This is a genomic window from Georgenia sp. SUBG003, assembly GCF_000715355.2.
In the GTDB taxonomy this organism is placed as follows: Bacteria; Actinomycetota; Actinomycetes; order Actinomycetales; family Actinomycetaceae; genus Georgenia.
In genome coordinates this window covers 3,207,771-3,227,770 of sequence record NZ_CP180204.1, presented here as the reverse complement: position 1 = coordinate 3,227,770, position 20,000 = coordinate 3,207,771, and the positions used below count along the sequence as shown (strand labels likewise).

18 protein-coding genes, 8 pseudogenes and 1 other annotated feature are annotated in these 20,000 nt (G+C 72.9%); of the genes and pseudogenes, 8 read left to right on the top strand and 18 right to left on the bottom strand.

Annotated elements, in window-relative coordinates; all coding sequences use genetic code 11:
• Positions 1-104: 104 nt before the first annotated feature.
• Entirely contained in the window at positions 105-269 is a 165-nt protein-coding gene (locus DA06_RS16725) for a hypothetical protein (protein WP_418605391.1), read from the bottom strand.
• Between DA06_RS16725 and DA06_RS16720 the strand changes: the two are divergent.
• The 3 genes and pseudogenes from DA06_RS16720 to DA06_RS16710 all read left to right on the top strand — a co-directional run.
• Positions 247-438: pseudogene (locus tag DA06_RS16720) on the top strand (helix-turn-helix domain-containing protein); the annotation flags it as partial. The gene DA06_RS16725 and the pseudogene DA06_RS16720 sit on opposite strands and share 23 nt — an antisense overlap.
• 109 nt (positions 439-547) lie before the next feature.
• Positions 548-1,261 carry a hypothetical protein gene (locus DA06_RS16715; protein WP_418605514.1) on the top strand — a complete coding sequence of 238 codons (714 nt, stop codon included), beginning with the start codon at positions 548-550 and terminating at the stop codon, positions 1,259-1,261.
• 66 nt (positions 1,262-1,327) lie between these two features.
• Positions 1,328-2,293, top strand: coding sequence for an AAA family ATPase (locus DA06_RS16710; RefSeq protein ID WP_043502149.1), 966 nt, complete (start codon positions 1,328-1,330; stop codon positions 2,291-2,293).
• Between the two features lie 191 nt (positions 2,294-2,484).
• On the opposite strand, the pseudogene DA06_RS16705 reads toward DA06_RS16710, so the two are convergent.
• The 6 genes and pseudogenes from DA06_RS16705 to lepB all read right to left on the bottom strand — a co-directional run bounded on the left by DA06_RS16705 (position 2,485) and on the right by lepB (position 5,400).
• Positions 2,485-2,951: pseudogene (locus tag DA06_RS16705) on the bottom strand (magnesium chelatase domain-containing protein).
• A gap of 73 nt (positions 2,952-3,024) precedes the next feature.
• Positions 3,025-3,387 (bottom strand): YraN family protein, encoded by a 363-nt coding sequence (locus DA06_RS16700; RefSeq protein ID WP_043502144.1) that lies wholly within the window; start codon positions 3,385-3,387, stop codon positions 3,025-3,027.
• A 115-nt stretch (positions 3,388-3,502) separates the two neighbouring features.
• Positions 3,503-3,805, bottom strand: a complete 303-nt coding sequence (locus DA06_RS16695) for a DUF2469 domain-containing protein (protein WP_043502140.1) — start codon at positions 3,803-3,805, stop codon at positions 3,503-3,505.
• Between the two features lie 7 nt (positions 3,806-3,812).
• On the bottom strand, positions 3,813-4,508 hold the full coding sequence (locus tag DA06_RS16690; RefSeq protein ID WP_418605513.1) for a hypothetical protein: 696 nt from the start codon (positions 4,506-4,508) through the stop codon (positions 3,813-3,815).
• Positions 4,508-4,666: pseudogene (locus DA06_RS16685) on the bottom strand (ribonuclease HII); the annotation flags it as partial. The pseudogene DA06_RS16685 and the gene DA06_RS16690, both read right to left, overlap by 1 nt.
• Positions 4,667-4,764: 98 nt before the next feature.
• A complete protein-coding gene (gene lepB, locus DA06_RS16680) occupies positions 4,765-5,400 on the bottom strand; it encodes a signal peptidase I (RefSeq protein WP_043502142.1) in 636 nt (211 codons plus the stop codon).
• A 169-nt stretch (positions 5,401-5,569) separates the two neighbouring features.
• Here lepB and DA06_RS16675 point away from each other — a divergent pair, with 169 nt between their 5' ends.
• On the top strand, positions 5,570-6,025 hold the full coding sequence (locus DA06_RS16675; RefSeq protein WP_043502136.1) for an ASCH domain-containing protein: 456 nt from the start codon (positions 5,570-5,572) through the stop codon (positions 6,023-6,025).
• A gap of 3 nt (positions 6,026-6,028) precedes the next feature.
• Here DA06_RS16675 and metE read toward each other — a convergent pair whose 3' ends face one another.
• Together metE and DA06_RS16665 are read right to left on the bottom strand one after the other, a co-directional pair.
• Positions 6,029-6,967: a 5-methyltetrahydropteroyltriglutamate--homocysteine S-methyltransferase gene (gene metE, locus DA06_RS16670; protein ID WP_418605512.1), complete on the bottom strand. Its 939-nt coding sequence runs from the start codon at positions 6,965-6,967 to the stop codon at positions 6,029-6,031.
• A 472-nt stretch (positions 6,968-7,439) separates the two neighbouring features.
• Positions 7,440-8,393: pseudogene (locus DA06_RS16665) on the bottom strand (5-methyltetrahydropteroyltriglutamate--homocysteine S-methyltransferase); the annotation flags it as partial.
• Positions 8,394-8,710: 317 nt separating this feature from the next.
• On the opposite strand from DA06_RS16665, the gene DA06_RS16660 reads away from it, so the two are divergent.
• From DA06_RS16660 to DA06_RS16645, 4 genes and pseudogenes are all read left to right on the top strand, one after another.
• A complete protein-coding gene (locus DA06_RS16660) occupies positions 8,711-9,505 on the top strand; it encodes an ABC transporter ATP-binding protein (protein ID WP_043502132.1) in 795 nt (264 codons plus the stop codon).
• Between the two features lie 162 nt (positions 9,506-9,667).
• On the top strand, positions 9,668-10,117 hold the full coding sequence (locus DA06_RS16655) for an NfeD family protein (RefSeq protein ID WP_043502131.1): 450 nt from the start codon (positions 9,668-9,670) through the stop codon (positions 10,115-10,117).
• 28 nt (positions 10,118-10,145) lie between these two features.
• A pseudogene (locus tag DA06_RS16650) lies at positions 10,146-11,024 on the top strand (SPFH domain-containing protein); the annotation flags it as partial.
• A gap of 81 nt (positions 11,025-11,105) precedes the next feature.
• Entirely contained in the window at positions 11,106-11,933 is an 828-nt protein-coding gene (locus DA06_RS16645) for a polyprenyl synthetase family protein (RefSeq protein WP_418608068.1), read from the top strand.
• A 155-nt stretch (positions 11,934-12,088) separates the two neighbouring features.
• Here DA06_RS16645 and DA06_RS16640 read toward each other — a convergent pair whose 3' ends face one another.
• The 9 genes and pseudogenes from DA06_RS16640 to DA06_RS16600 form a co-directional block, all read right to left on the bottom strand.
• Positions 12,089-13,732, bottom strand: a complete 1,644-nt coding sequence (locus DA06_RS16640) for a DNA repair helicase XPB (protein ID WP_043502122.1) — start codon at positions 13,730-13,732, stop codon at positions 12,089-12,091.
• The gene (locus tag DA06_RS16635) at positions 13,714-14,481 is read right to left on the bottom strand and encodes a glycosyltransferase family 2 protein (RefSeq protein WP_418605511.1); all 768 of its coding nucleotides are present in this window, start codon (positions 14,479-14,481) and stop codon (positions 13,714-13,716) included. The genes DA06_RS16640 and DA06_RS16635 overlap by 19 nt, the downstream gene beginning before the upstream one ends.
• Before the next feature lie 10 nt (positions 14,482-14,491).
• Positions 14,492-15,145 (bottom strand) — a sequence feature (16S ribosomal RNA rRNA prediction is too short).
• A gap of 859 nt (positions 15,146-16,004) precedes the next feature.
• On the bottom strand, positions 16,005-16,232 hold the full coding sequence (locus DA06_RS16630) for a hypothetical protein (RefSeq protein WP_418608339.1): 228 nt from the start codon (positions 16,230-16,232) through the stop codon (positions 16,005-16,007).
• A 6-nt stretch (positions 16,233-16,238) separates the two neighbouring features.
• Positions 16,239-16,433: pseudogene (locus DA06_RS16625) on the bottom strand (hypothetical protein); the annotation flags it as partial.
• Between the two features lie 70 nt (positions 16,434-16,503).
• A pseudogene (locus DA06_RS16620) lies at positions 16,504-16,845 on the bottom strand (ABC transporter substrate-binding protein); the annotation flags it as partial.
• A 140-nt stretch (positions 16,846-16,985) separates the two neighbouring features.
• Positions 16,986-17,837 carry an ABC transporter ATP-binding protein gene (locus DA06_RS16615; protein ID WP_418605510.1) on the bottom strand — a complete coding sequence of 284 codons (852 nt, stop codon included), beginning with the start codon at positions 17,835-17,837 and terminating at the stop codon, positions 16,986-16,988.
• On the bottom strand, positions 17,834-18,421 hold the full coding sequence (locus DA06_RS16610) for an ABC transporter permease (protein WP_418608067.1): 588 nt from the start codon (positions 18,419-18,421) through the stop codon (positions 17,834-17,836). Before DA06_RS16610 ends, DA06_RS16615 begins: the two co-directional genes overlap by 4 nt.
• A 164-nt stretch (positions 18,422-18,585) precedes the next feature.
• The gene (locus DA06_RS16605) at positions 18,586-18,915 is read right to left on the bottom strand and encodes an ABC transporter permease (RefSeq protein WP_418608066.1); all 330 of its coding nucleotides are present in this window, start codon (positions 18,913-18,915) and stop codon (positions 18,586-18,588) included.
• Positions 18,916-18,982: 67 nt separating this feature from the next.
• Positions 18,983-19,975 (bottom strand): annotated as a pseudogene (locus DA06_RS16600) (aspartate aminotransferase family protein); the annotation flags it as partial.
• Between the last annotated feature and the right edge of the window lie 25 nt (positions 19,976-20,000).

Genomic DNA, 20,000 nt, shown 5'->3' with positions numbered 1-20,000 from the left:
CCACGAGCCGGAGCAGGCAACGTCTTTCCGACCAGGGAGGGACCGGCGGAGGGATGACGTCTCGCGGAGAACGTGACATCTCGCGGAGAAGATGACGGGCGGTCTCAAGGGGTCCACGCAACACCTCGATGAGAAGAGGTGGTGCGGGTGCCGCGTCCGATGGTGTGGGTCCCGGGGCGCAGGGCGTTCTGGCGGGCGATCCGGGCCGGGGACTGGACGTTCGAGTCGGCGGCGGCGGCCGCGGGCGTGTCACGCGAGGGGGCACGCACGTGGTTGGCCGAGGCTGGCGGGGTGTGTCCGTTAATCCTCGGCGAGCCCACGGGACGCCGTCTGTGCGTGCAGGAGCGGGACGAGATCGCGGTACGGCGCGCCGCGGGCGAGGGGGTGCGGCAGATCGCCCGCGCGCTGGGACGTGCCCCCAGCACGGTCAGCCGGGAGCTGGCCCGTAACCGGGCCGCCCGGCACCCCCATCCCTACCGGGCGCACCTGGCCCAGGCCAAGGCCGACGGGGTTGCGCGAGGAAGGTCCGGACGAGGAGGTGCCTGTGGTGAGTGCGAGCGGCCGGGTGGGCGCGACGGGCGACGGCCGCGGCGGTGCCCGGTCCGCGGCCGACGTGAGCCGCGTCGTCGTCAGACCGATGGGAACGCCGCTGCCGCTGGGGTTCCTGGGCCTGTTCGTGGCGACGATCGGGTTCAGCGCCCTCCAGCTCGGCTGGCTGCCGCCCGAGCAGGGACGCAACGTCGCTCTCGGCGTCCTCGCCCTCACCGTCCCGACCCAGCTCGTCTCCTCGCTGTACGGGTTCCTCGCCCGCGACCCGGTGGCGGGCACCGGCATGGGGATCCTCTTCGGCACGTGGGGCGCGGCGGCTCTCGTCACCTTCTCGTCGCCCCCCGGGGCCGTCTCCGCGGGCCTGGGCGTGCTGTTCCTCGCCACCGGCACCGCGATGCTCGTGCCCGCAGCCGCGAGCCTCACCAAGCTCACCGCGGCCGGGGTCATGGTCCTGACGGCGGTCCGGTTCTGGCTGACGGGCCTGGCCGAGCTGACGGGCGACGCCGGCTGGAGGTCGGCCGCCGGCGTTGCCGGCCTCGTGCTCGCGGTGGCCGCCCTCTACGCCGCCCTCGCGCTGGAGCTCGAGGACGCCAACCACCGCACCGTGCTGCCGGTGCTGCGCCGGGGCGCCGGCCGCGACGTCATGACGGGCTCGATCGACGACGAGCTCGAGAACCTCTCCCACGAGGCCGGCGTGCGCAAGCAGCTCTGACGCCCGGCCCAGGACCTCGCGGCGATTCGGTGGACGGAGGTCCGTCCGGCTCGGCATGCTCGGCCCATGCAGCCGACGGAGGTCTTCGCCAGCCCGTCCACCGTGACGACCGCGCTGGAGGCCACCGGCTACATCGCCGACGCCGGACTGGCCACCGTCGCCTACCTTGCCCACCAGCTCTCCCGGCCGCTCCTGCTCGAGGGAGAGCCCGGCACCGGGAAGACCGCCCTCGCCGAGGCGCTCGCCGGCGTCCTCGGCCGGCCGCTGATCCGCCTGCAGTGCTACGAGGGGATCGACGCCACCCAGGCCCTGTACGACTGGGACTTCCCCCGCCAGATCCTCCACCTGCGCGCCGTCGAGGCACTCGCCGCCGCTCGCGCCCGTGCCGTCCCCGCCCCCGCCACGGCGGCGGAGGTCGTCGACGGCGGGACGGACCCCGCCGCGCACGCCCCGGCGTCCGCCGAGGACCTCGAGAGCGAGCTCTTCGACGAGAGGTTCCTCCTCGCCCGGCCCGTGCTGCGAGCCCTGCGCGAGAGCCCCTGCGTGCTCCTGGTCGACGAGATCGACCGCGCGGACGACGAGTTCGAGGCCTTCCTGCTCGAGGTGCTCTCCACCTGGCAGGTCACCATTCCCGAGCTCGGCACGGTCACGGCCCGGCAGGCGCCGTTCGTGGTCCTCACGTCCAACCGCACCCGCGAGCTGCACGACGCCCTCAAGCGGCGCTGCCTCTACCACTGGATCGACCACCCGGGGCTCGCCCGTGAGCTGGCGATCGTGCGCACCCGGCTTCCCGACGTCGACCCCGCCCTGTGCGAGCAGGTCGTCACCCTGGTCCAGGGGCTGCGCGGCAGGGGTGAGCTCATCAAGCCCCCGGGCGTGGCCGAGACCATCGACTGGGCCCGGGCGCTCGCCGCTCTCGGCACCAGCGAGGTGGACGTCGAGACGGCGGCCCGCACCCTGGGCACCGCGGTGAAGTACCGGGAGGACGCCGAACGCGTCCGGCAGCTCCTCGACAAGATGCTCACCAGGTAGCCGGCCGTGTGGACCGCGAGCGAGACCCTCCTCGGACTGGCCCGGGCCCTGCGTGCCGCCGGGCTGCCCGTCACCGCGGACCGGGAACGCTCGTTCCTCGAGGCCGCGGCCCTGGTGTCCCTCGCCGACCGTACGGGCGTGTACTGGGCCGGCCGCGCCACCATGACCGCCGACCCGGCGGACGTGCCCGTCTACGACCAGGTCTTCACCGCCTGGTTCGGCGGCACCGCGATGCACCTGACCCCGCACCCGCGTCCGCCGTCGTCGACGACGCCCCAGGCGTCCCTGACGCCCACGGCCGACGGCTCGGGCGGGACCGAGGAGCCGCTCTCCGCCGCGGCGTCGGGTGCGGAGGTGCTGCGCCACCGCGACGTCGCCACCCTCACCGCGGCCGAACGCGCCCGGCTCGCCCGGCTCACCGTGCGGGCCGCCGCCTCGCGGCCGGGCAGCCCTGCGGCGACGAGGACCGCGACGGCGAGGGCGAGGTCGAGCCCGGTGCCCGACTTGGGCAGAGACGCCGGGGAGAGGTTGACCGTCGTCCGGCGGGCCGGCCAGGTCACCCCGAGCTGGTGACCGCCGAGCGGACCCGCTCCCGGGCCTCGTTCACCGCGGTGTCGGGCAGTCCCACCAGCGTGAACGCCGGCAGGCCGGAGCTCATGTGCGCCTCGACCTCGACGAGATGGCCGGTCAGCCCCAGCAGCGAGACGGTCCAGGTCCGTCCGAGCCCCACGTCAGCCCACCGCCCGCAGGTGCTGTACCTCCGGCCGCCCCCCGGAGGGCACCAGGATCGCGACGACGTCGATGCGGACCTCGCGGGCCCGGGCGTCGTGGGCACCGAGCCACAGGCCGGCCAGGCGGCGCAGGCGCGCGAGCTTGGCCCGGGTCACCGCCTCCGCCGGGTGCCCGTAGCCGGTGCCACTGCGGGTCTTGACCTCGACGAAGACCAGCTCGTCGGCGGCCCGGTCGCGGGCCACGATGTCGATCTCCCCGTAGCGGCAGCGCCAGTTGCGCTCGACGACCTCGATGCCGTGGTCGTCCAGGTAGCGTGCGGCGACTCTCTCGCCGAACCTGCCGACGGCGTCCTTGGCCCTCACGTCGACCACCTCCCCCCCGTACGCTCGCGCGCGGCGGCGGGCGCGCGGGGCGGGCGGTCCGGCGGGTGTGGACGGCCGGGCCGGCGGCGGACCTGTGGACGGCCGGCGGCGGCGGTTACGGCAGCTCGAGCTCCCGCTTGGCGAGCTCCTCGACGTTGACGTCCTTGAACGTCACGACGCGCACGGACTTCACGAACCGGGCCGAACGGTACACGTCCCAGACCCAGGCGTCCGTGAGGGTGAGCTCGAAGAAGACCTCCCCGCCGGCGGAACGCACCTGCACGTCCACGTTGTTCGCGAGGTAGAAGCGCCGCTCCGTCTCGACGACGTAGCTGAACAGGCCCACCACGTCGCGGTACTCGCGGTACAGGTCCAGCTCGAGCTCGGTCTCGTAGTTCTCCAGGTCCTCGGCACTCACAGGACCATCATGCCCCGCCCACGAGCACACCCGCGTCCGCCGCCGCCGCAGCGCGCCGCTCCGCGTGGTCGTCCTGCCGCTGCACGTGGTCGGGCGAAGCCGTGCGGACCTCCGCCTCGTCCGGCGCCGCCGGGTACTCCTCCGCCTCGTCCGGCGCCGCCAGGTACTCCTCCGCCTCGTCCGGCGTCACGCCGAGCGGGCGTCCCTCGTCGTCGGTGCCGGCGCTCGCGCCGCCGACGCCGGGCAGCCGCCACGACCGGCGGTGAAGCTCGCACGGGCCGTGCTCGGCAAGCGCCGCCACGTGCTCCGGAGAGCTGTAGCCCTTGTTGCCCGCCCAGTGGTAGTGCGGGTGGGCGTCGTGCAGCTCGACCATCACCGAGTCGCGGGCGACCTTGGCGAGCACGCTCGCGGCGGCCACGACGGCGCAGCGGGCGTCGCCCTTGACCTGCGTGCGCACCGGCGGCGCGCAGAGCTCCTCCACGGTGCCGGGCACGAGGACGGCGGGCGGCTCGGGGGCGAAAAGCTCGCCCTGCGCCGGTTCGGCGAGCCAGTCGTGCACGCCGTCGAGGATGACCAGCCCGGGCACGACGCCCGCGCCGGCGAGCTCGGCGAGCGCCCGCGTCCGGCCAGGCGCAGAGCCGCGATGATCCCCAGGCTGTCGATCTCCGCCGGCGAGGCGTGCCCCACCGCGGAGCCGACGCACCACGCCCGCACGGGCGCGACGAGCTCCTCGCGCGCCTGCGGGGCGAGCAGCTTGGAGTCGGCGAGCCCGCGCGGCATGCGCCGGGAGGTCGCGGCACCGACGACGGCGACCCCGACGCTCACGGGCCCCGCCAGCGCCCCGCGGCCCACCTCGTCCATCCCGGCGACGAGCGCCCCGTCGCCGAGCTCCGCGAGCAGCGCGTTCTCGAGCACCCGGGTCGGCTTCGGCCGCCGGGTGCGGCGTGTGGCGGTGGACGTCACGGGGACGGCTCCGGGACCTTGGCGAACGTCTGCTCAGGATTGTCCAGCAGAGTGATGCGGTCCGCGGGCCACAGCACGACGAAGGCACGGCCGACGATGTTCCGCACCGGCACGTTCCCCCCGCCGGGGTCGCCCAGGTGCGCCCGGGAGTCCGCCGAGTTCGAGCGGTTGTCCCCCATCAGCCACACGTGGTCCTCCGGCACGGTGGCGGAGAACTCCATCTCGCTCGGATCGGTGCCCGCCTTGAGGTACGGCTCGTCGACGGGTTCGCCGTTGACCGTCAGCCGCCCCTCGGTGTCGCAGCATTCCACGGTGTCCCCGCCGAGCCCGATGATCCGCTTGATCAGGTGGTGGCCGGCGTCCTGGGGCAGCAGGCCGATCCAGGTGAGGACCTCGGTGGCGGTGCGCTGCCACGCGGGCCGGGTGTCCGGCGGGAGCTCTCCGAGCCAGCCGCCCGGGTCGACGAAGACCACGACGTCCCCGCGGTCGAGGTCGAAGGGGCCCGGCGCGAGCTTGTTGACCATCACCCGGTCGCCGAGCTCGAGGGTGTCCTCCATCGAGCCGGACGGGATGTAGAAGGCCTGTGCGAGAAAGGTCTTGATGAGGACCGAGAGCACCAGGGCCGAGACCATGACGGTGAGCGTCTCGCGGAACCAGCCGCCCCGCTGGCCGGCGGACCTGCCGCCGGCGTCCGAGCCCTCCCGGGCGCCGGCCGGCCGCGAGCACGCGGCACCCGGCGCGCACGCGGCACCCGGCGGACGCACCCCGCCCGCCCCGCTCGACCTGGTGGCCGCCGGCCGCATGTGGGCCGGGTACGCGGCCGCCCACCCGGAGGCGGTGGCAGCCGCGCCCGATCACACGGTCGACCGGTTCGGGGACTCGGCCGAGCTCGCGGACGAGCTGCTGGGTCTGGTCCTGCACGGTCCGAAGCGCGCCACCGCCGACCTGGTGGCCGAGTTCGTGGCCCGCGGGGAGACGCTGCCGCGGGTGGGCTCGCACTGGGTGGCGTGCGACGGCGCGGGCGCCCCGCGCGCCGTGCTGCGCAGCACCGAGCTGCGGGTGGGGACCATCGCCGACGCCGACGAGGCGTTCGCCCGGGACGAGGGCGAGGGCGACCGGACCCTCGGGTCGTGGCGGCGGGAGCACCGCCGCTACTGGGAGCGGACCTGCGCCGCGCGGGGCGCGACGTTCACCGAGGAGGAGGAGATCGTCTTCGAACGCTTCCGGGTGGTGTGGCCACCCGAGGTCGCCGACTGAGTCTCACGCCAGGGAGGCGCGGACGGACCTCGCCGCCTCGACCAGGTTGGCGAGGGCCGCCGTCGTCTCCTCGTAGCGGCGGGTCTTCAGCCCGCAGTCGGGATTCACCCACAGCTGCCCGGCCGGCACGGCGTCCAGCGCCGCGGTGAGCAGCCCGGCGATCTCCTCGGCGGAGGGCACGCGCGGCGAGTGGATGTCGTACACGCCCGGGCCGATGCCCCGCCGGAAGCCCGCGGCCTTGATCTTCGGGAGGATCTCCATCCGCGAGCGCGCCGCCTCCACGCTGGTGACGTCCGCGTCCATCTGGTCGATGGCGTCGAGGACCTCGCCGAACTCGGAGTAGCACAGGTGCGTGTGCACCTGGGTCGCCGGCTCGGCCACAGACGTCGCCAGCCGGAACGCGTGCACCGCCCACGCGAGGTACGCCTCGCGGTCGGCACGCCGCAGCGGCAGCTTCTCCCGCAGCGCCGGCTCGTCCACCTGCACGATCCGGATGCCGGCCGCCTGCAGGTCGGCGATCTCGTCGCGCAGCGCGTACGCGAGCTGCTGCGCCACGTCGGCGACGGGCAGGTCGTCGCGGACGAACGACCACGCCAGCATCGTCACCGGCCCGGTGAGCATCCCCTTGACCGGCCGGTCGGTCAGCGACGCCGCGTAGGAGATCCACGGCACCGTCATCGGCTCCGGGCGGGCGACGTCGCCCCACAGGATCCCCGGGCGGGTGCACCGCGAGCCGTAGGACTGCACCCAGCCGTGCTCGGTGACGGCGAAGCCCTCGAGCTGCTCGGCGAAGTACTGGACCATGTCGTTGCGCTCGGGCTCGCCGTGCACCAGCACGTCCAGCCCCAGCTCCTCCTGCAGCCGCACCACCCGGGCGATCTCGCCGCGCACCACGTCCTCGTAGGCCGGCCGGCCCAGCTCCCCCGCGCCGCTGCGCCGCACGCGCCCGGCGCAGCGCGGACGTCTGGGGGAACGAGCCGATCGTCGTCGTCGCCAGGGCCGGCAGCCCGAGGATCTGCGCCTGGGCGGCGACCCGTTCCTCGTACGGCGCCCGCGCGAACCGCAGCCGCGCACCGGTCCTCACGCGCTGCCGCACCTCCTCGCGGACGACGCCGGAGTGGGCCAGGCGCGAGCGCCTCGCCCCGTCGGCCTCCGCCAGCTCGAGGGCGACCGCACCACGTCCCTCGGCCAGTCCCCGCGCCAGCACGACGACCTCCTCCACCTTCTGGTCGGCGAAGGCGAGCCAGCCGCGCAGCTCGGGGTCCAGGTGCCGCTCCCGCGAGACGTCGTGCGGCACGTGGAGGAGAGGGCACGACGTCGACACCGCGACCCGGGCGCCCTCGCCGATGCCCTCGCCGACCGCTGTGAGCAGGTCGAGGGCGCGGCCGAGGTCGGTGCGCCAGACGTTGCGGCCGTCGACCACGCCGGCGACGACGACCTTGCCCGCGAGCGCGGCGAGCGTCCGCCGGTCCGGCAGCGGCCCGCGCACGAGGTCGAGGCCGACCGCCTCGACGTGGCTCGCCGCGATCCTGGGGAGCGCGTCGCGGGCGTCCCCGTACGGGGTCGCGAGGAACAGGGCCGGCCGCGCGGGCCGGGCGAGGTGGTCCGCGAGCTCCTCGAGCACCCGGTCGAGCCCGGCGAGCACGCGCTCACGCGGGACGTCCCAGGTGTCGGCGACGAGCGCCGGCTCGTCGAGCTGCACCCAGGGCGCGCCGAGGTCACCGAGCTCACGGAGCAGCTCGGTGTAGGCGGGCAGCACGTCCTCGAGGCGGTCCAGCGGGTGGAAACCGGCGGGGGCGCCGGCCGCCGGCTTGCTCAGGAGCAGGAAGGACAGGGGGCCGAGGATCACCGGTCGCAGGGTGGCGCCGTCGGCTGCGGCCTCGAGGAACTCGCGCACCACCCGGTCGTCGGCGAGCCGCAGAGGAGTGTCCGGCCCGATCTCGGGCACGAGGTAGTGGTAGTTGGAGTCGAACCACTTCGTCAGCTCCAGCGGTGCGCGGTGGCCGTCACCGCGCGCGAGCGCGAAGTAGCCCGTGCGGTCCAACGGCCGGCCCTCGCCCGTGAGCCCGGAGAACCGGTGGGGAACGGCACCCAGCATGACGGCGGTGTCGAGAACGTGGTCGTAGACCGAGAAGTCCTGCGGCACCGCCGCGTCGTCGCTGGTCAGCCCGAGGGCGGCGAGCCGCGCACGGTTGGCGGTGCGCAGGTTCACCAGGGCCGCCTCGAGGTCGTCCGGCTCGATGCGCCCCGCCCAGAAGGCCTCGAGCGCCCGCTTGAGCTCGCGGTTGCGGCCGATGCGCGGGTAGCCGAGGACGGTGGCCCCGGGAAACCAGGGAACGGTCCGGTCGACCTCTTCCGGGCTGGACATCGCTCGTCCTCCTCCGGTCCGGGATGCGGGTCCCTCCTCGCCCTGCGGCGCACGGTAGCGCGCACGGCGCGCGCCCGCCCCACGCCCGTCGCGCCGCCGAGGGCCCGTCGACCACCGGCAGCCACAGGGCGAGCACCACCGACGCGGGCAGGGTGAGGATCGCCGGGCCGGACACGGGGAACAGCCTAGTTCTGCGCCGGCTCGCCCCGGGACAGGGCGGGCCGCCGGCCCGGCCCGACGTCGCCTCACCTCCTGGCGCGTCCACCCTCGGCGCGCACGCGCGGCCGGGGGGCCCCAGGTGATCTAGGGTCGGGTCCATGGGTGATGTGCTGGAGCTGAGCGACGTCGTCGTCCGCCGCGGGAGCAAGATGATCCTGGACGGCGTGGACTGGTCGGTGAACGAGGGCGAGCGCTGGGTCGTGCTCGGGCCCAACGGAGCCGGCAAGACGACGGTCATCCAGCTCGTGGCCGGACGCCTCCACCCGACCAGCGGCACCGTCAGGATCATCGGCGAGGAGGTCGGGAGGACCGACCTGAACGAGCTGCGCCCCCTGGTGGGGCTCGCCTCGGCCGCCCTGGACCAGCGGCTCCCAGCGGGCGAGCGGGCGATCGACGTCGTCGTGACCGCCTCCTACGGGATCACGGGCCGCTGGCGCGAGCAGTACGACGAGCTCGACCTCGAGCGCGCCCAGGTGCTTCTCGACGTCTTCGGCGTCGGCCACCTGGCCGAGCGCACCTACGGCACCCTCAGCTCCGGGGAGCGCAAGCGGGTGCAGATCGCCCGCGCCCTCATGCCGGACCCCGAGGTGCTGCTCCTCGACGAGCCTGCCGCGGGGCTCGATCTCGGCGGGCGCGAGGAGCTGATGGCCGCGCTGTCCGAGCTGGCCGGCGACGGCCGGTCACCGGTGATGGTGCTGGTCACCCACCACGTCGAGGAGATTCCCTCCGGCTTCACCCACGCCCTGCTGCTGCGCGAGGGCACGGTCGAGGCGGCCGGGCCGATGGAGGACGTGCTGACCCCCCAGCACCTCTCCGCCGCGTTCGGGCTCGAGCTGGAGGTCGAGCGTCACCGGGACCGGTACAGCGCGCGCGCGGCCGGCTCCGCCCGCTGACGCCGCCCGGCGTTACGGACGCAGCACCGTTACCGAGCCGAGACCCGGCCCGTGCGCGTCCGCGACCTGGGCCGTCACCGCATCTCGGTAGGATCTGGCTCACAACGACGACGTCGGTGCTGGTCGGCCGCGCGCGGGGCGCGGGGCGGGGAGTGAGGGAACATGGCCTGGCTCTGGTGGCTGGGGGCTGCCCTCGTCCTCGGCGTCGTGGAGATGCTGACCGTCGACCTGATCTTCCTCATGTTCGCCGGCGGGGCGCTGGCGGCCATGCTCGTCACCCTGCTCGGTGCGCCGTTCTGGGTGCAGATCCTCGTCTTCGCCGGCGTCTCCGCCGCACTGCTGTTCGTCGTGCGGCCGTGGGCCAAGAGGCTCCTCGACCGTTCGACGCCGGACACCGCCACGAACATCGCCGCCCACGTCGGGCGTGAGGCGACGGTCCTCATCGACGTCACCGAGCACGCCGGGCGGGTCAAGCTCGCCGGCGAGGTCTGGACCGCCCGGGCGGCCCAGCGCGGTGCCGTCCTGCCGGCCGGGACCACGGTCCGCGTCGTCCGCATCGACGGCGCGACCGCCGTCGTGGACGCCGCCGAGGACCACTCGTACCTGCCCTGACCCACCGAACACCCTTCAGAGGAGCACCATGGCCGACAGCATCGGCGGCATCATCCTGATCATCGTCCTGGTCCTCATCGGGATCTTCGTCGTCGTCGCGATCACGCGGGCGGTGCGGATCGTGCCCCAGGCGGTGGCGCTGATCGTCGAGCGCCTGGGCAAGTACCAGACGACGATGTACGCGGGCCTGCACTTCCTCATCCCCTTCGTGGACAAGGTGCGCGCGGGCGTCGACCTGCGCGAGCAGGTCGTCTCCTTCCCGCCGCAGCCCGTGATCACCTCGGACAACCTCGTGGTCAGCATCGACACGGTCATCTACTTCCAGGTCACGGACCCCAAGTCCGCGACCTACGAGATCGCGAACTACATCACCGGCATCGAGCAGCTGACCGTCACCACGCTGCGCAACGTGATCGGCTCCATGGACCTCGAGCAGACCCTGACCAGCCGCGACCAGATCAACGGCCAGCTGCGCGGCGTGCTGGACGAGGCCACCGGCCGGTGGGGCATCCGCGTCAACCGCGTCGAGCTGAAGGCCATCGACCCGCCCGCCTCGGTGCAGGGCTCGATGGAGCAGCAGATGCGCGCCGAGCGTGACCGCCGCGCCGCGATCCTGACCGCGGAGGGCGTCAAGCAGTCGCAGATCCTCACCGCCGAGGGCGAGAAGCAGGCCGCGATCCTGCGGGCCGAGGGGCAGGCGCAGTCCGCGATCCTCAAGGCCCAGGGCGAGTCGCGGGCGATCCTGCAGGTCTTCGACGCCATCCACCGCGGCAAGCCGGACAGCCGCCTGCTCGCGTACCAGTACCTCCAGATGCTCCCGGAGATCGCCAACGGCACGTCCTCGAAGATGTGGGTCGTGCCCACCGAGTTCACGGCCGCGCTCGGCGGCATCGCCAAGGGCTTCGGCCTCGACGGGAAGGCCGACGGCGGGCCTGACCTCGACAGCGGCGAGCACCCGACCGTCGACTTCGGCGACTACGGCTCCGGCATGTCGAAGAACCTGCAGGAGACGACGCTCCAGGACCCGGACGAGGCGCTCGCCCAGGCGCGCGGGGAGGCCCAGCGCGCCACCTCCGAGGCCACCCACGCGGGTGAGGGGTCCGGCGTGCCGTTCTCCCGGTCCGCGGAGATGGGCCAGCTGCCCGCGGAGTCCGTGCCCACCCGGGCCCAGCGGCGCCTGCTCGCCACCACCGCGCTGCCGGCCCGGGAGGCGCTCGCCCTCCAGCGCACCGTGTCGCGCACCCTGGGCACCACCGTGATGGGCGAGCTCGGCGACGTCGGCCTCGAGCTCGGGCTGCTGGCCGCGGACGCACACTCGGTCCGTGCGGTCGCCCGGGGCAAGACCGCGGCGTACTCCTTCGCCTGCCCGCTCGTCGTCGGGGCGGTCGTGGCCGGCGCCCCGGACCGCTGCGAGGCGGACCTGTGGGCCGTGGGGGAGTGCCTCGGCGTCGCGTACCAGATCGTCGACGACGTCCGCGAGGTCCTCGTCGACCGTGCCCGCCGGTCGGACCTGCGTCGCGGGAAGGTGACGACGCTCGTCGAGCGGGCGAGCCGGCACCCGGGCTGGTCCCCGGTCGCGCACCTGTGGGGCGACCCGGCCCTCGACGAGGCGGGCGCCGCGGTGCTGCGCCGGTTCTTCGTCGACTCCGGGGCGGTCGCCGCGGGTGCGGCGGAGGTCCGCGAGCTGCTCGCCGAGGCCTGCCTGCGGGCGCGGGCGCTGCCGGGGGACGTCGCCCGCGTCGTCGAGCGGTTCGCCGCCACCGTCGAGGAGCTTCTCGGGGACGCCGTCAGCGGCGTCCAGGAGCCCGCCGGGTAGCTCGTGCGGGCCGCACGTCAGCTTCGTCGCGCGGCCCGCCGGGCCGATTCCGTCAGTGCTCCTGGGCTCGCTGAGTCGGCCTGGACCGACTTCATCTGCCCAGCGTCACTGAGCCTGAGTCGTGGTGCGCCGTCGACGTGTGGCGCCGTCCCACCTCACGCGGTGGCGAGATCCTCCGCGTCGACGATCGTGTAGGCGTACCCCTGCTCGGCGAGGAACCGCTGGCGGTGCGCCGCGAAGTCCTGGTCGACGGTGTCGCGGGCGACCACGGCGTAGAAGTGGGCGGTCTTGCCGTCGGCCTTCGGCCGCATGAGCCGGCCCAGCCGCTGCGCCTCCTCCTGCCGGGAGCCGAACGAGCCGGACACCTGCACGGCCACCGACGCCTCGGGCAGGTCGATGGAGAAGTTGGCGACCTTGGACACCACGAGCACCTGGATCTCGCCGGCGCGGAACGCGTCGAAGAGCCGCTGGCGCTCCGCCACGCTCGTCTGCCCGGTGATCAGCGGGGCCCCGAGCGCCTCCGCCAGCTCGTCCAGCTGGTCGAGGTACTGCCCGATCACCAGGGTCTGCTCGCCGGGGTGCCGGCCGAGGATCTGGCGCACGATCTTCGTCTTGCCGGGCGCGGACGCGGCGAGCCGGTAGCGCTCCTCCGGCTCCGCCGTCGCGTAGACGAGCCGGTCGCTCTCCGGCAGGGTCAGGCGCACCTCGACGCACTCGGCCGGCGCGATGTACCCCTGCGCCTCGATGTCCTTCCAGGGCGCGTCGTAGCGCTTGGGGCCGATGAGGGAGAACACCTCGTCCTCGCGGCCGTCCTCGCGCACGAGCGTGGCCGTCAGCCCGAGGCGCCGGCGCGCCTGAAGGTCCGCCGTCATCCGGAAGATCGGCGCCGGCAGGAGGTGCACCTCGTCGTAGACGATCAGGCCCCAGTCGTGGGCGTCGAGCAGCTCCAGGTGCGTGTAGACGCCCTTCCGCCGGGTGGTGAGGACCTGGTAGGTGGCGATCGTGACCGGCCGGACGTCCTTGCGGGCCCCGGAGTACTCGCCGATCTCGTCCTCGGTCAGCGTGGTGCGCCGCACCAGCTCCTCGCGCCACTGCCGCGCGGAGACGGTGTTGGTCACCAGGATCAGGGTGGTGGTCCGCGACCGGGCCATCGCACCTGCGCCGACCAGCGTCTTGCCGGCCCCGCAGGGCAGGACGACGACGCCGGAGCCGCCGTGCCAGAAGGTCTCGACCGCCTCCTCCTGGTAGGGCCGCAGGTGCCAGCCGTCCTGGGCGAGGTCGATGGGGTGCGCCTCGCCGTCGACGTAGCCGGCGAGATCCTCGGCCGGCCATCCGAGCTTGACGAGCACCTGCTTGAGCCGGCCCCGCTCCGAGGGGTGGACGACGACGTCCTCGGTGTCGATCCGCTCGCCCAGCAGACCCTTGGTGCGCCGGGACCGCAGCACCTCCTCCAGCACCGGCCGGTCCAGCGCGTGCAGGACGAGGCCGTGGGTCGGGTGCTTGACCAGCTGCAGGCGCCCGTAGCGGTCCATCGTCTCCGCGACGTCCACCAGCAGGGTGTGGGGGACCGGGTAGCGGGAGTACTCGATGAGCGCGTTGACCACCTGCTCCGCGTCGTGGCCGGCGGCGCGGGCGTTCCACAGCCCCAGGGGCGTGAGGCGGTAGGTGTGGATGTGCTCGGGGGCGCGCTCGAGCTCGGCGAACGGCGCGATCGCACGCCGTGCCTCGTGGGCGCGGGGGTGGTCGACCTCGAGGAGGAGCGACTTGTCGGACTGGACGATCAGGGGGCCGTCGGGCATCCGTCCATTGTGGTCCTCGCGGGGTGGCCGGAGCGACCCGGGCGGCGCCCGAGGCGGAGCGCCCACCGCTCCCACGGCGGCAGGTCCTCCCAGTTGAGCAGGATCGTGCGCCACGCCCGGCGCATCCGCCGGCGCCACTGCGCGACCCCGAGCACCGAGCGGCCCGAGACCCGGACCCGCAGACGCCGGTCGAGCCTGATGCGCCGGCGGGGCCCGAGGGCGAACGCGAGGTCGAGGTCGTCGTGCAGCTCCGGGTCGTCCGTGTGGACGGCGGCGCGGACCTCCTGCCACACCGAGCGGCGCACCGCCATGTTCGAGCCCCAGAGCGTGTGGTGCCCGAGGGCGGCGTGGCAGAGAACGTAGTACGCGCAGAGATAGGCCCAGGTCGCCGGCCGGGCCGCCGCGGAGGGAAGACCGTAGAAGCGGCCGGTGCCCGTGACGGCGGCCGTGCCGGCGTCGGCCATCACCTCCGCGATCCGGCCGACCCAGTCCGGGCCGACCACGGTGTCCGCGTCGAGCCGTGCCACGACCTCCCCGGTGGCCGCGTCGTACCCGGCGGCCGCGGCCTGCGGGATGCCGTGCACCGGTTCGTGGACGATCCGTGCGCCGAACTCCGCGGCGACCTGTGCGGTGGCGTCGGTGGAGCCGTTGTCGACGACGATCACCTCGGCCGGGGGCGTGCGCTGCACGGCGAGCGCGGCCAGGCACGCGCGGAGGGCGGGGGCGTCGTCGCGGACGGGGACGACCACGCTGATGCGGGGCGTTCCCGCCGGGGTGCCGTGCGCCGCCGCGCGCCCACTGCAGGCGCGGGGTTGAGCCCCGCGTTTTCACAGCAGACGCGACAGACCGCCTACGAGCTCTTTACGCCCAATAATTCCGGACAACGCTTGCGCCCTACGTATTACCGCGGCTGCTGGCACGTAGTTAGCCGGCGCTTCTTCTGCAGGTACCGTCACCCCGAGAGGCTTCTTCCCTACTGAAAGAGGTTTACAACCCGAAGGCCGTCATCCCTCACGCGGCGTCGCTGCATCAGGCTTGCGCCCATTGTGCAATATTCCCCACTGCTGCCTCCCGTAGGAGTCTGGGCCGTGTCTCAGTCCCAGTGTGGCCGGTCACCCTCTCAGGCCGGCTACCCGTCGTCGCCTTGGTAGGCCATCACCCCACCAACAAGCTGATAGGCCGCGAGCCCATCCCCCGACCGACACAGTCTTTCCACACCCCACCATGCGGCAGGGGCGTCATATCCGGTATTAGCCACGATTTCTCGCGGTTATCCCGAAGTCGGGGGCAGGTTACTCACGTGTTACTCACCCGTTCGCCACTAATCAGACCCGGGCAAGCCCGGGCCCTCATCGTTCGACTTGCATGTGTTAAGCACGCCGCCAGCGTTCGTCCTGAGCCAGGATCAAACTCTCCGTTAAAAACACACGCCGAACCAACACCCCAAAAGGGCACGGCCGACAATCCATACGGAGAACCCCACCCCCACCAACCGGCAGGACCAGGGCCAATCCAGGCCAACGCACCCAGCCCCGACAGGCAGGACCAGGCACGACAACCAAAACAAAACAAAACCCCGGGCACCACGACACACCAACCACGAGGCCGGCCGCCACGACACCCAGAATTCAAATGGCATCAAAAAACTTGGCACACTGTTGAGTTCTCAAAGAACAGACACACACCGGAGACAGAACCCGAAACAATACCCGCTCTCGGACCCCCTCCGGGGCAACCTCTCAAACCTAACCCATCCGAACCCGCCCCCCGCAAATCCCCCCCGGAGTAATCCAGGACACATTCACCAGGACAAACAATTCGACACAGGCACCCGACCCCCCGCGCAGCACAAAACCACACTAAGAACCAGGACTCCCCCCCGGGACCGGCCACCCTCACGGTGTCCGTGCCTCCCTGGCAGGGCTCAGCAATACTAGGCAGCCCCCGAACCCACGGTCAAACCCCCCACCCATGACCCCCGTCACACGCCAACCCGCACGGAACGGGCACCGGAGGTCGGCCATTCCGACGACGGCGCAGCATCCCGGAGTCGCTGTCGGGCCAGCTCTTCGACGGGATGCCCAGACCGGCGGTCGGTGGTCGGGCACGGACACGACGGCGGGCGGGCAGTGGTCGCGCACGGACCGCACGGAGGGTGGTCAGCCACGGAGAGGGCCCAGTACACCCGGGGAGGCTCCGGGGAAGGCTCTGCCTGGAACGCCAGGGGGCGGGGGCCCCGAAGGACCGCCCGCCCCGCTGCGCGTCGCTCCGCTCAGCTCTCAGGACGCACGAAGATGTCGTCGAAGTTCGGCTCCTCGCCGATCATCCCGTACTTCACCGCCGCCTCGGCGTAGGTCTTCACGCTCTCCTCGTCCAGCCCCGGCGCGAACACCGCGAGGTTGGTCTGCTCCACGAGCTCGGGGTCGAGCTCGAGCTTTTCGGTGATGACCTCACGGACCCGGTCCGGGTTCTCGGTGGCGAACTGGTTCGCCTCGTCCATGGCGGCCTGGAAGTTCGCCACGACCTCCGGGTTGGCCTCGGCGAAAGCGCCCGAGGTGATGTAGTACCCCAGCGTCGTGTCCGGGAAGGGCTCGACGAAGTTGGAGATCAGCGGCTTGAAGCCGCGGCTGTCCGAGATCGACTTGTGCGGCTCGACGGACCAGATGGCGTCGACGTCGCCGCGCTCGAGCGCCGCGGGCATGTCCGAGTACGGCATGGGCGTGAACTCGAGGGTCGAGACGTCCACCCCCCTCGCCCTCCAGGGCAGCCTTGATGGTGAGGTCCCCGAGGTTGTTGACCGAGTTCACGGCGATGTTCGCGCCGGCGAGCTGCTCGACGGACTGGATCTCGCCGTCGGGCAGGACGTAGATGCGGGAGGTGTCCTTCTCCGGGTCCGACCCGGTGCCGCAGCAGTTGGACACGAACTTGATGTCCAGGCCCTGGTCGATGGCCTGGAGGTCGGAGACCACGTTGGCGTAGCCGATCGGGCTCTCCTGGTTGACCACGGACGGGACGATGGCGGAGCCGGCCTCGGCGATCTTCACCTCGACGTCGAGCCCGTTGTCGGCGAAGAAGCCCTCCTCCACGGCGAGGTGCAGCGGTCCGGCGTCCATGGTGGGGATCTGCATGACGGTGAGCTCGGTGAGCCCCTCCTCGTTCTGCGCGGCCGGCTCGGCCCCGCCGGAGCAGGCGGCGAGCGCGAGGGAGGCCGCGGCGGCGAGCGCCGCGGCGAGGGATGTGCGGGACCTGCGGTTCATGGTGGTGCTCTTCTCAGATCGTGTACTCGGGCTGGTGCTGGTCGGTGACGCCCGCGGCGGCGGTGGGGGGCGCGGACGAGGTCGCGGATCTCGGCGAAGATCTGCGAGCGCAGAGCGCTGAAGCGCGGCAGCTCCTTGGTGGAGAGCTGGTCACGCTCGGCCGGAAGGTCGACGTCGACGACCTTGGTGATGCGGCTGGGCGACTTCGAGATGACGGCGACGCGGTCGGAGAGGTAGACGGCCTCGTCGACGTCGTGGGTGACGAACAGGAGCGTCATGTCGGACTCGCTCCGGATCCGCAGCAGCAGGTCCTCGAGGTCGGCGCGCGTCTGGGCGTCGACCGACGCGAACGGCTCGTCCATGATGAGCACCGCCGGACGGTAGGCGATCGCGCGGGCGATGGCGACGCGCTGCTGCATGCCGCCGGAGAGCTGCCACGGGTGCTTCCGGGCGGCAGCGCTCAGACCCACCTGCTCCAGCGCCTCGGCCACCCGGGTGCGCGCCTCGTCGGCAGGCACGCCGGCGGCGCGCAGCGGCAGGGCGACGTTGCGCTCGACCGTGAACCACGGGAAGAGCGAGCGCGAGTAGTCCTGGAGGACGACGGCGAACTCCCGCGGCACCCCGTCGACGACCCTGCCCTCGAACTCGACCGTGCCCGAGGTGGGCGGCTGCAGACCGGCCAGGCAGCGCAGAAGCGTCGTCTTGCCCGCGCCGGACGGACCCACGATGGTGAAGAACTCGTTCCGGCCGATCTCGATGGAGATGTCCCCCAGCGCCTGGAAGGCGTGCTTGCCCTCCCCGTAGGTCTTGGACAGGTGGGTGACTCGTAGCATCGCGTCTCCGGTCATGTGCGGGCCTGCTGGTCGAAGTACCACCTCAGGCCGCGCCGCTCGATGGCGCCGAACACGAGGTTCAGGACCACGCCGAGGGTGCCCAGGATGAGCACCGCGGACCACACGGCCACGAGGTTGAAGGAGTTCTGGGCGTTGTTGAGGACGTAGCCGATGCCCTGGTTGGAGCCGGTCATCTCGGACGTCACCACGAGGATGAGGCCGAGCGGGATGGCGATCCGGATGCCGGCCGCCGCCCGCGCGGCCACGGCCGGGACCACGACGAACACCTGGCGGAACAGCCCGCCGATGCCGAAGCTTCGGGTGGTGTCGTGCAGCACCGGCGAGAGCCCGCGGCACCCGTCGATGACGTTGAGCAGGATCGGGAAGAAGCACCCGAGGGCGATGATGAAGACCTTCATCCCGGTGCCGATGCCGAAGAGCAGCATCGCGAACGGCAGCAGCGCGGTGGCGGGGATGGCGCGGACGAACTCGAACGACGGCGAGAGCGCCCGGTCGAGCACCCGGTTCTGCCCCACCACGAGCCCGACGGCGATGCCCAGCACGATCGCGAGGCCGAGCCCCGCGCCGAGGTTCTTCATGCTCGAGGCGAAGTCCTGCTGGCCCTGGCCGGTGATCCAGTACGAGTGCACGGACTCCAGCACGCGCGAGAGCGGCGGGTAGTAGGGGTTGGTGGAGCCCGCCGAGGTCACCCACCACAGGGCGACGGCGAGCACGGCGCCGAGGACCTTGAGCCCGGTCAGTCTCATCGGCCCTCCTTCCGAACGGACGGGTGCCAGCTGATCGCGCGGCGCTCCGCGGCGCGGATGGCGGCGTTGAGCCCGTAACCGACCAGCCCGATGACCACGATGTACGCGTACATGCGGTCCACGGCGGCGGCGTTGCGGGCGAGGTTGAGGCCGGCCCCGAGGCCGGGCACCCCGATGAGGATCTCCGAGGTGATGACGATGATCAGGGACGTCGCCGAGGCGATCCGCACCCCGGTGACCAGGCCGGGCAGCATCGACGGCAGGGTGAGCCAGCGCAGGGTGTCGCGCCGGGAGAAGCTGAAGGCGCGGGCGGTCTCCGCGGCCACCGGGTCGACGGACCCGACGGCGTAGATCGCCGCCACGAGCGACCGCGCCCGTGCCGGCCCGCACCTCCGCGACGAGCTCGTGCTCGACGAGTGGGCGCAGCTCCCGGGCGAGCGTCGACTCCAGCCGGGCCGCCTCGTCGAGCAGGCCCTTGTGCTCGAGGAGGTCGAGGTTCGCCAGGGCCACGGCCGCCGCGGTGGCGTGGCCCGAGTAGGTGTACCCGTGCCGCAGCCAGGTGCCCGGCTCGCGGAAGAACGGCTCGGCGACCCGCGGCGCCACGAGGACCGCCCCCATCGGCAGGTACCCGGAGGTGAGGCCCTTGGCGGTGGTCACCATGTCGGGCTCGAGCCCGTACCGGGTGGAGGCGAACCAGGACCCGCCGATGCGGCCGTACCCGGTGACGACCTCGTCGGCCACGAACAGGATGTCGTACTCGGTGCACGCCTTGCGCACCTCGGCCAGGTACCCCTCCGGCGGGGCGTACACGCCGCCGGCCCCGATGACCGGCTCGCAGAAGAACGCGGCCACGCGGTCCGGGCCGATGTCCTCGACGGCGGCCCTCAGCGCGTCGGCGGAGTCCCACTCGACCGACTCGGTCCGCGGACCGAGGTCGCCGTAGCCGTCCCGGTTCCCCGGGATGCCCGCCAGCGCCGTGCCGGCGTAGTGCATGCCGTGGTAGGCCCTCTCGCGGCCCACCAGCACGGTCTTCTCCGGTCGTCCCCGCTCGACCCAGTAGCGCCGCGCGATCTTGGCCGCGGTCTCGACGGAGTCGGAGCCGCCGGAGGTGAAGAACACCCGGCTGCCCGCCACCGGTGCGATGCCGGCGAGCCGCTCGGCGAGCTCGTTCGTCGGGACGGTCGCGTTGTCACCGAAGTTCGAGTACGCCGCGAGGGTCGACATCTGCCGCGCCGCGGCCTCGGCGAGCTCCCGGCGTCCGTGGCCGACGTTGGCGTACCAGAGCCCGGCGGTCGCGTCGAGGTAGCGCCTGCCGGTCTCGTCCCAGACGTACGCGCCCTCGCCGCGCGCGAGGACGAGCTCGCCGTCGCGCTCGACGGCGGCCATGTCGGAGAACGGGTGCCACAGCGCG

Coding starts and splice junctions, on each gene's coding strand:
- DA06_RS16710 (WP_043502149.1), top strand. CDS start 1,328: ATGCAGCCGACGGAGGTCTTCGCCAGCCCGTCCACCGTGACGACCGCG.
- lepB (WP_043502142.1), bottom strand. CDS start 5,400: ATGGTCTCGGCCCTGGTGCTCTCGGTCCTCATCAAGACCTTTCTCGCA.
- DA06_RS16675 (WP_043502136.1), top strand. CDS start 5,570: ATGTGGGCCGGGTACGCGGCCGCCCACCCGGAGGCGGTGGCAGCCGCG.
- DA06_RS16660 (WP_043502132.1), top strand. CDS start 8,711: ATGGGTGATGTGCTGGAGCTGAGCGACGTCGTCGTCCGCCGCGGGAGC.
- DA06_RS16655 (WP_043502131.1), top strand. CDS start 9,668: ATGGCCTGGCTCTGGTGGCTGGGGGCTGCCCTCGTCCTCGGCGTCGTG.
- DA06_RS16645 (WP_418608068.1), top strand. CDS start 11,106: ATGTCGAAGAACCTGCAGGAGACGACGCTCCAGGACCCGGACGAGGCG.
- DA06_RS16640 (WP_043502122.1), bottom strand. CDS start 13,732: ATGCCCGACGGCCCCCTGATCGTCCAGTCCGACAAGTCGCTCCTCCTC.
- DA06_RS16630 (WP_418608339.1), bottom strand. CDS start 16,232: ATGGACGAGGCGAACCAGTTCGCCACCGAGAACCCGGACCGGGTCCGT.
- DA06_RS16615 (WP_418605510.1), bottom strand. CDS start 17,837: ATGACCGGAGACGCGATGCTACGAGTCACCCACCTGTCCAAGACCTAC.
- DA06_RS16610 (WP_418608067.1), bottom strand. CDS start 18,421: ATGAAGAACCTCGGCGCGGGGCTCGGCCTCGCGATCGTGCTGGGCATC.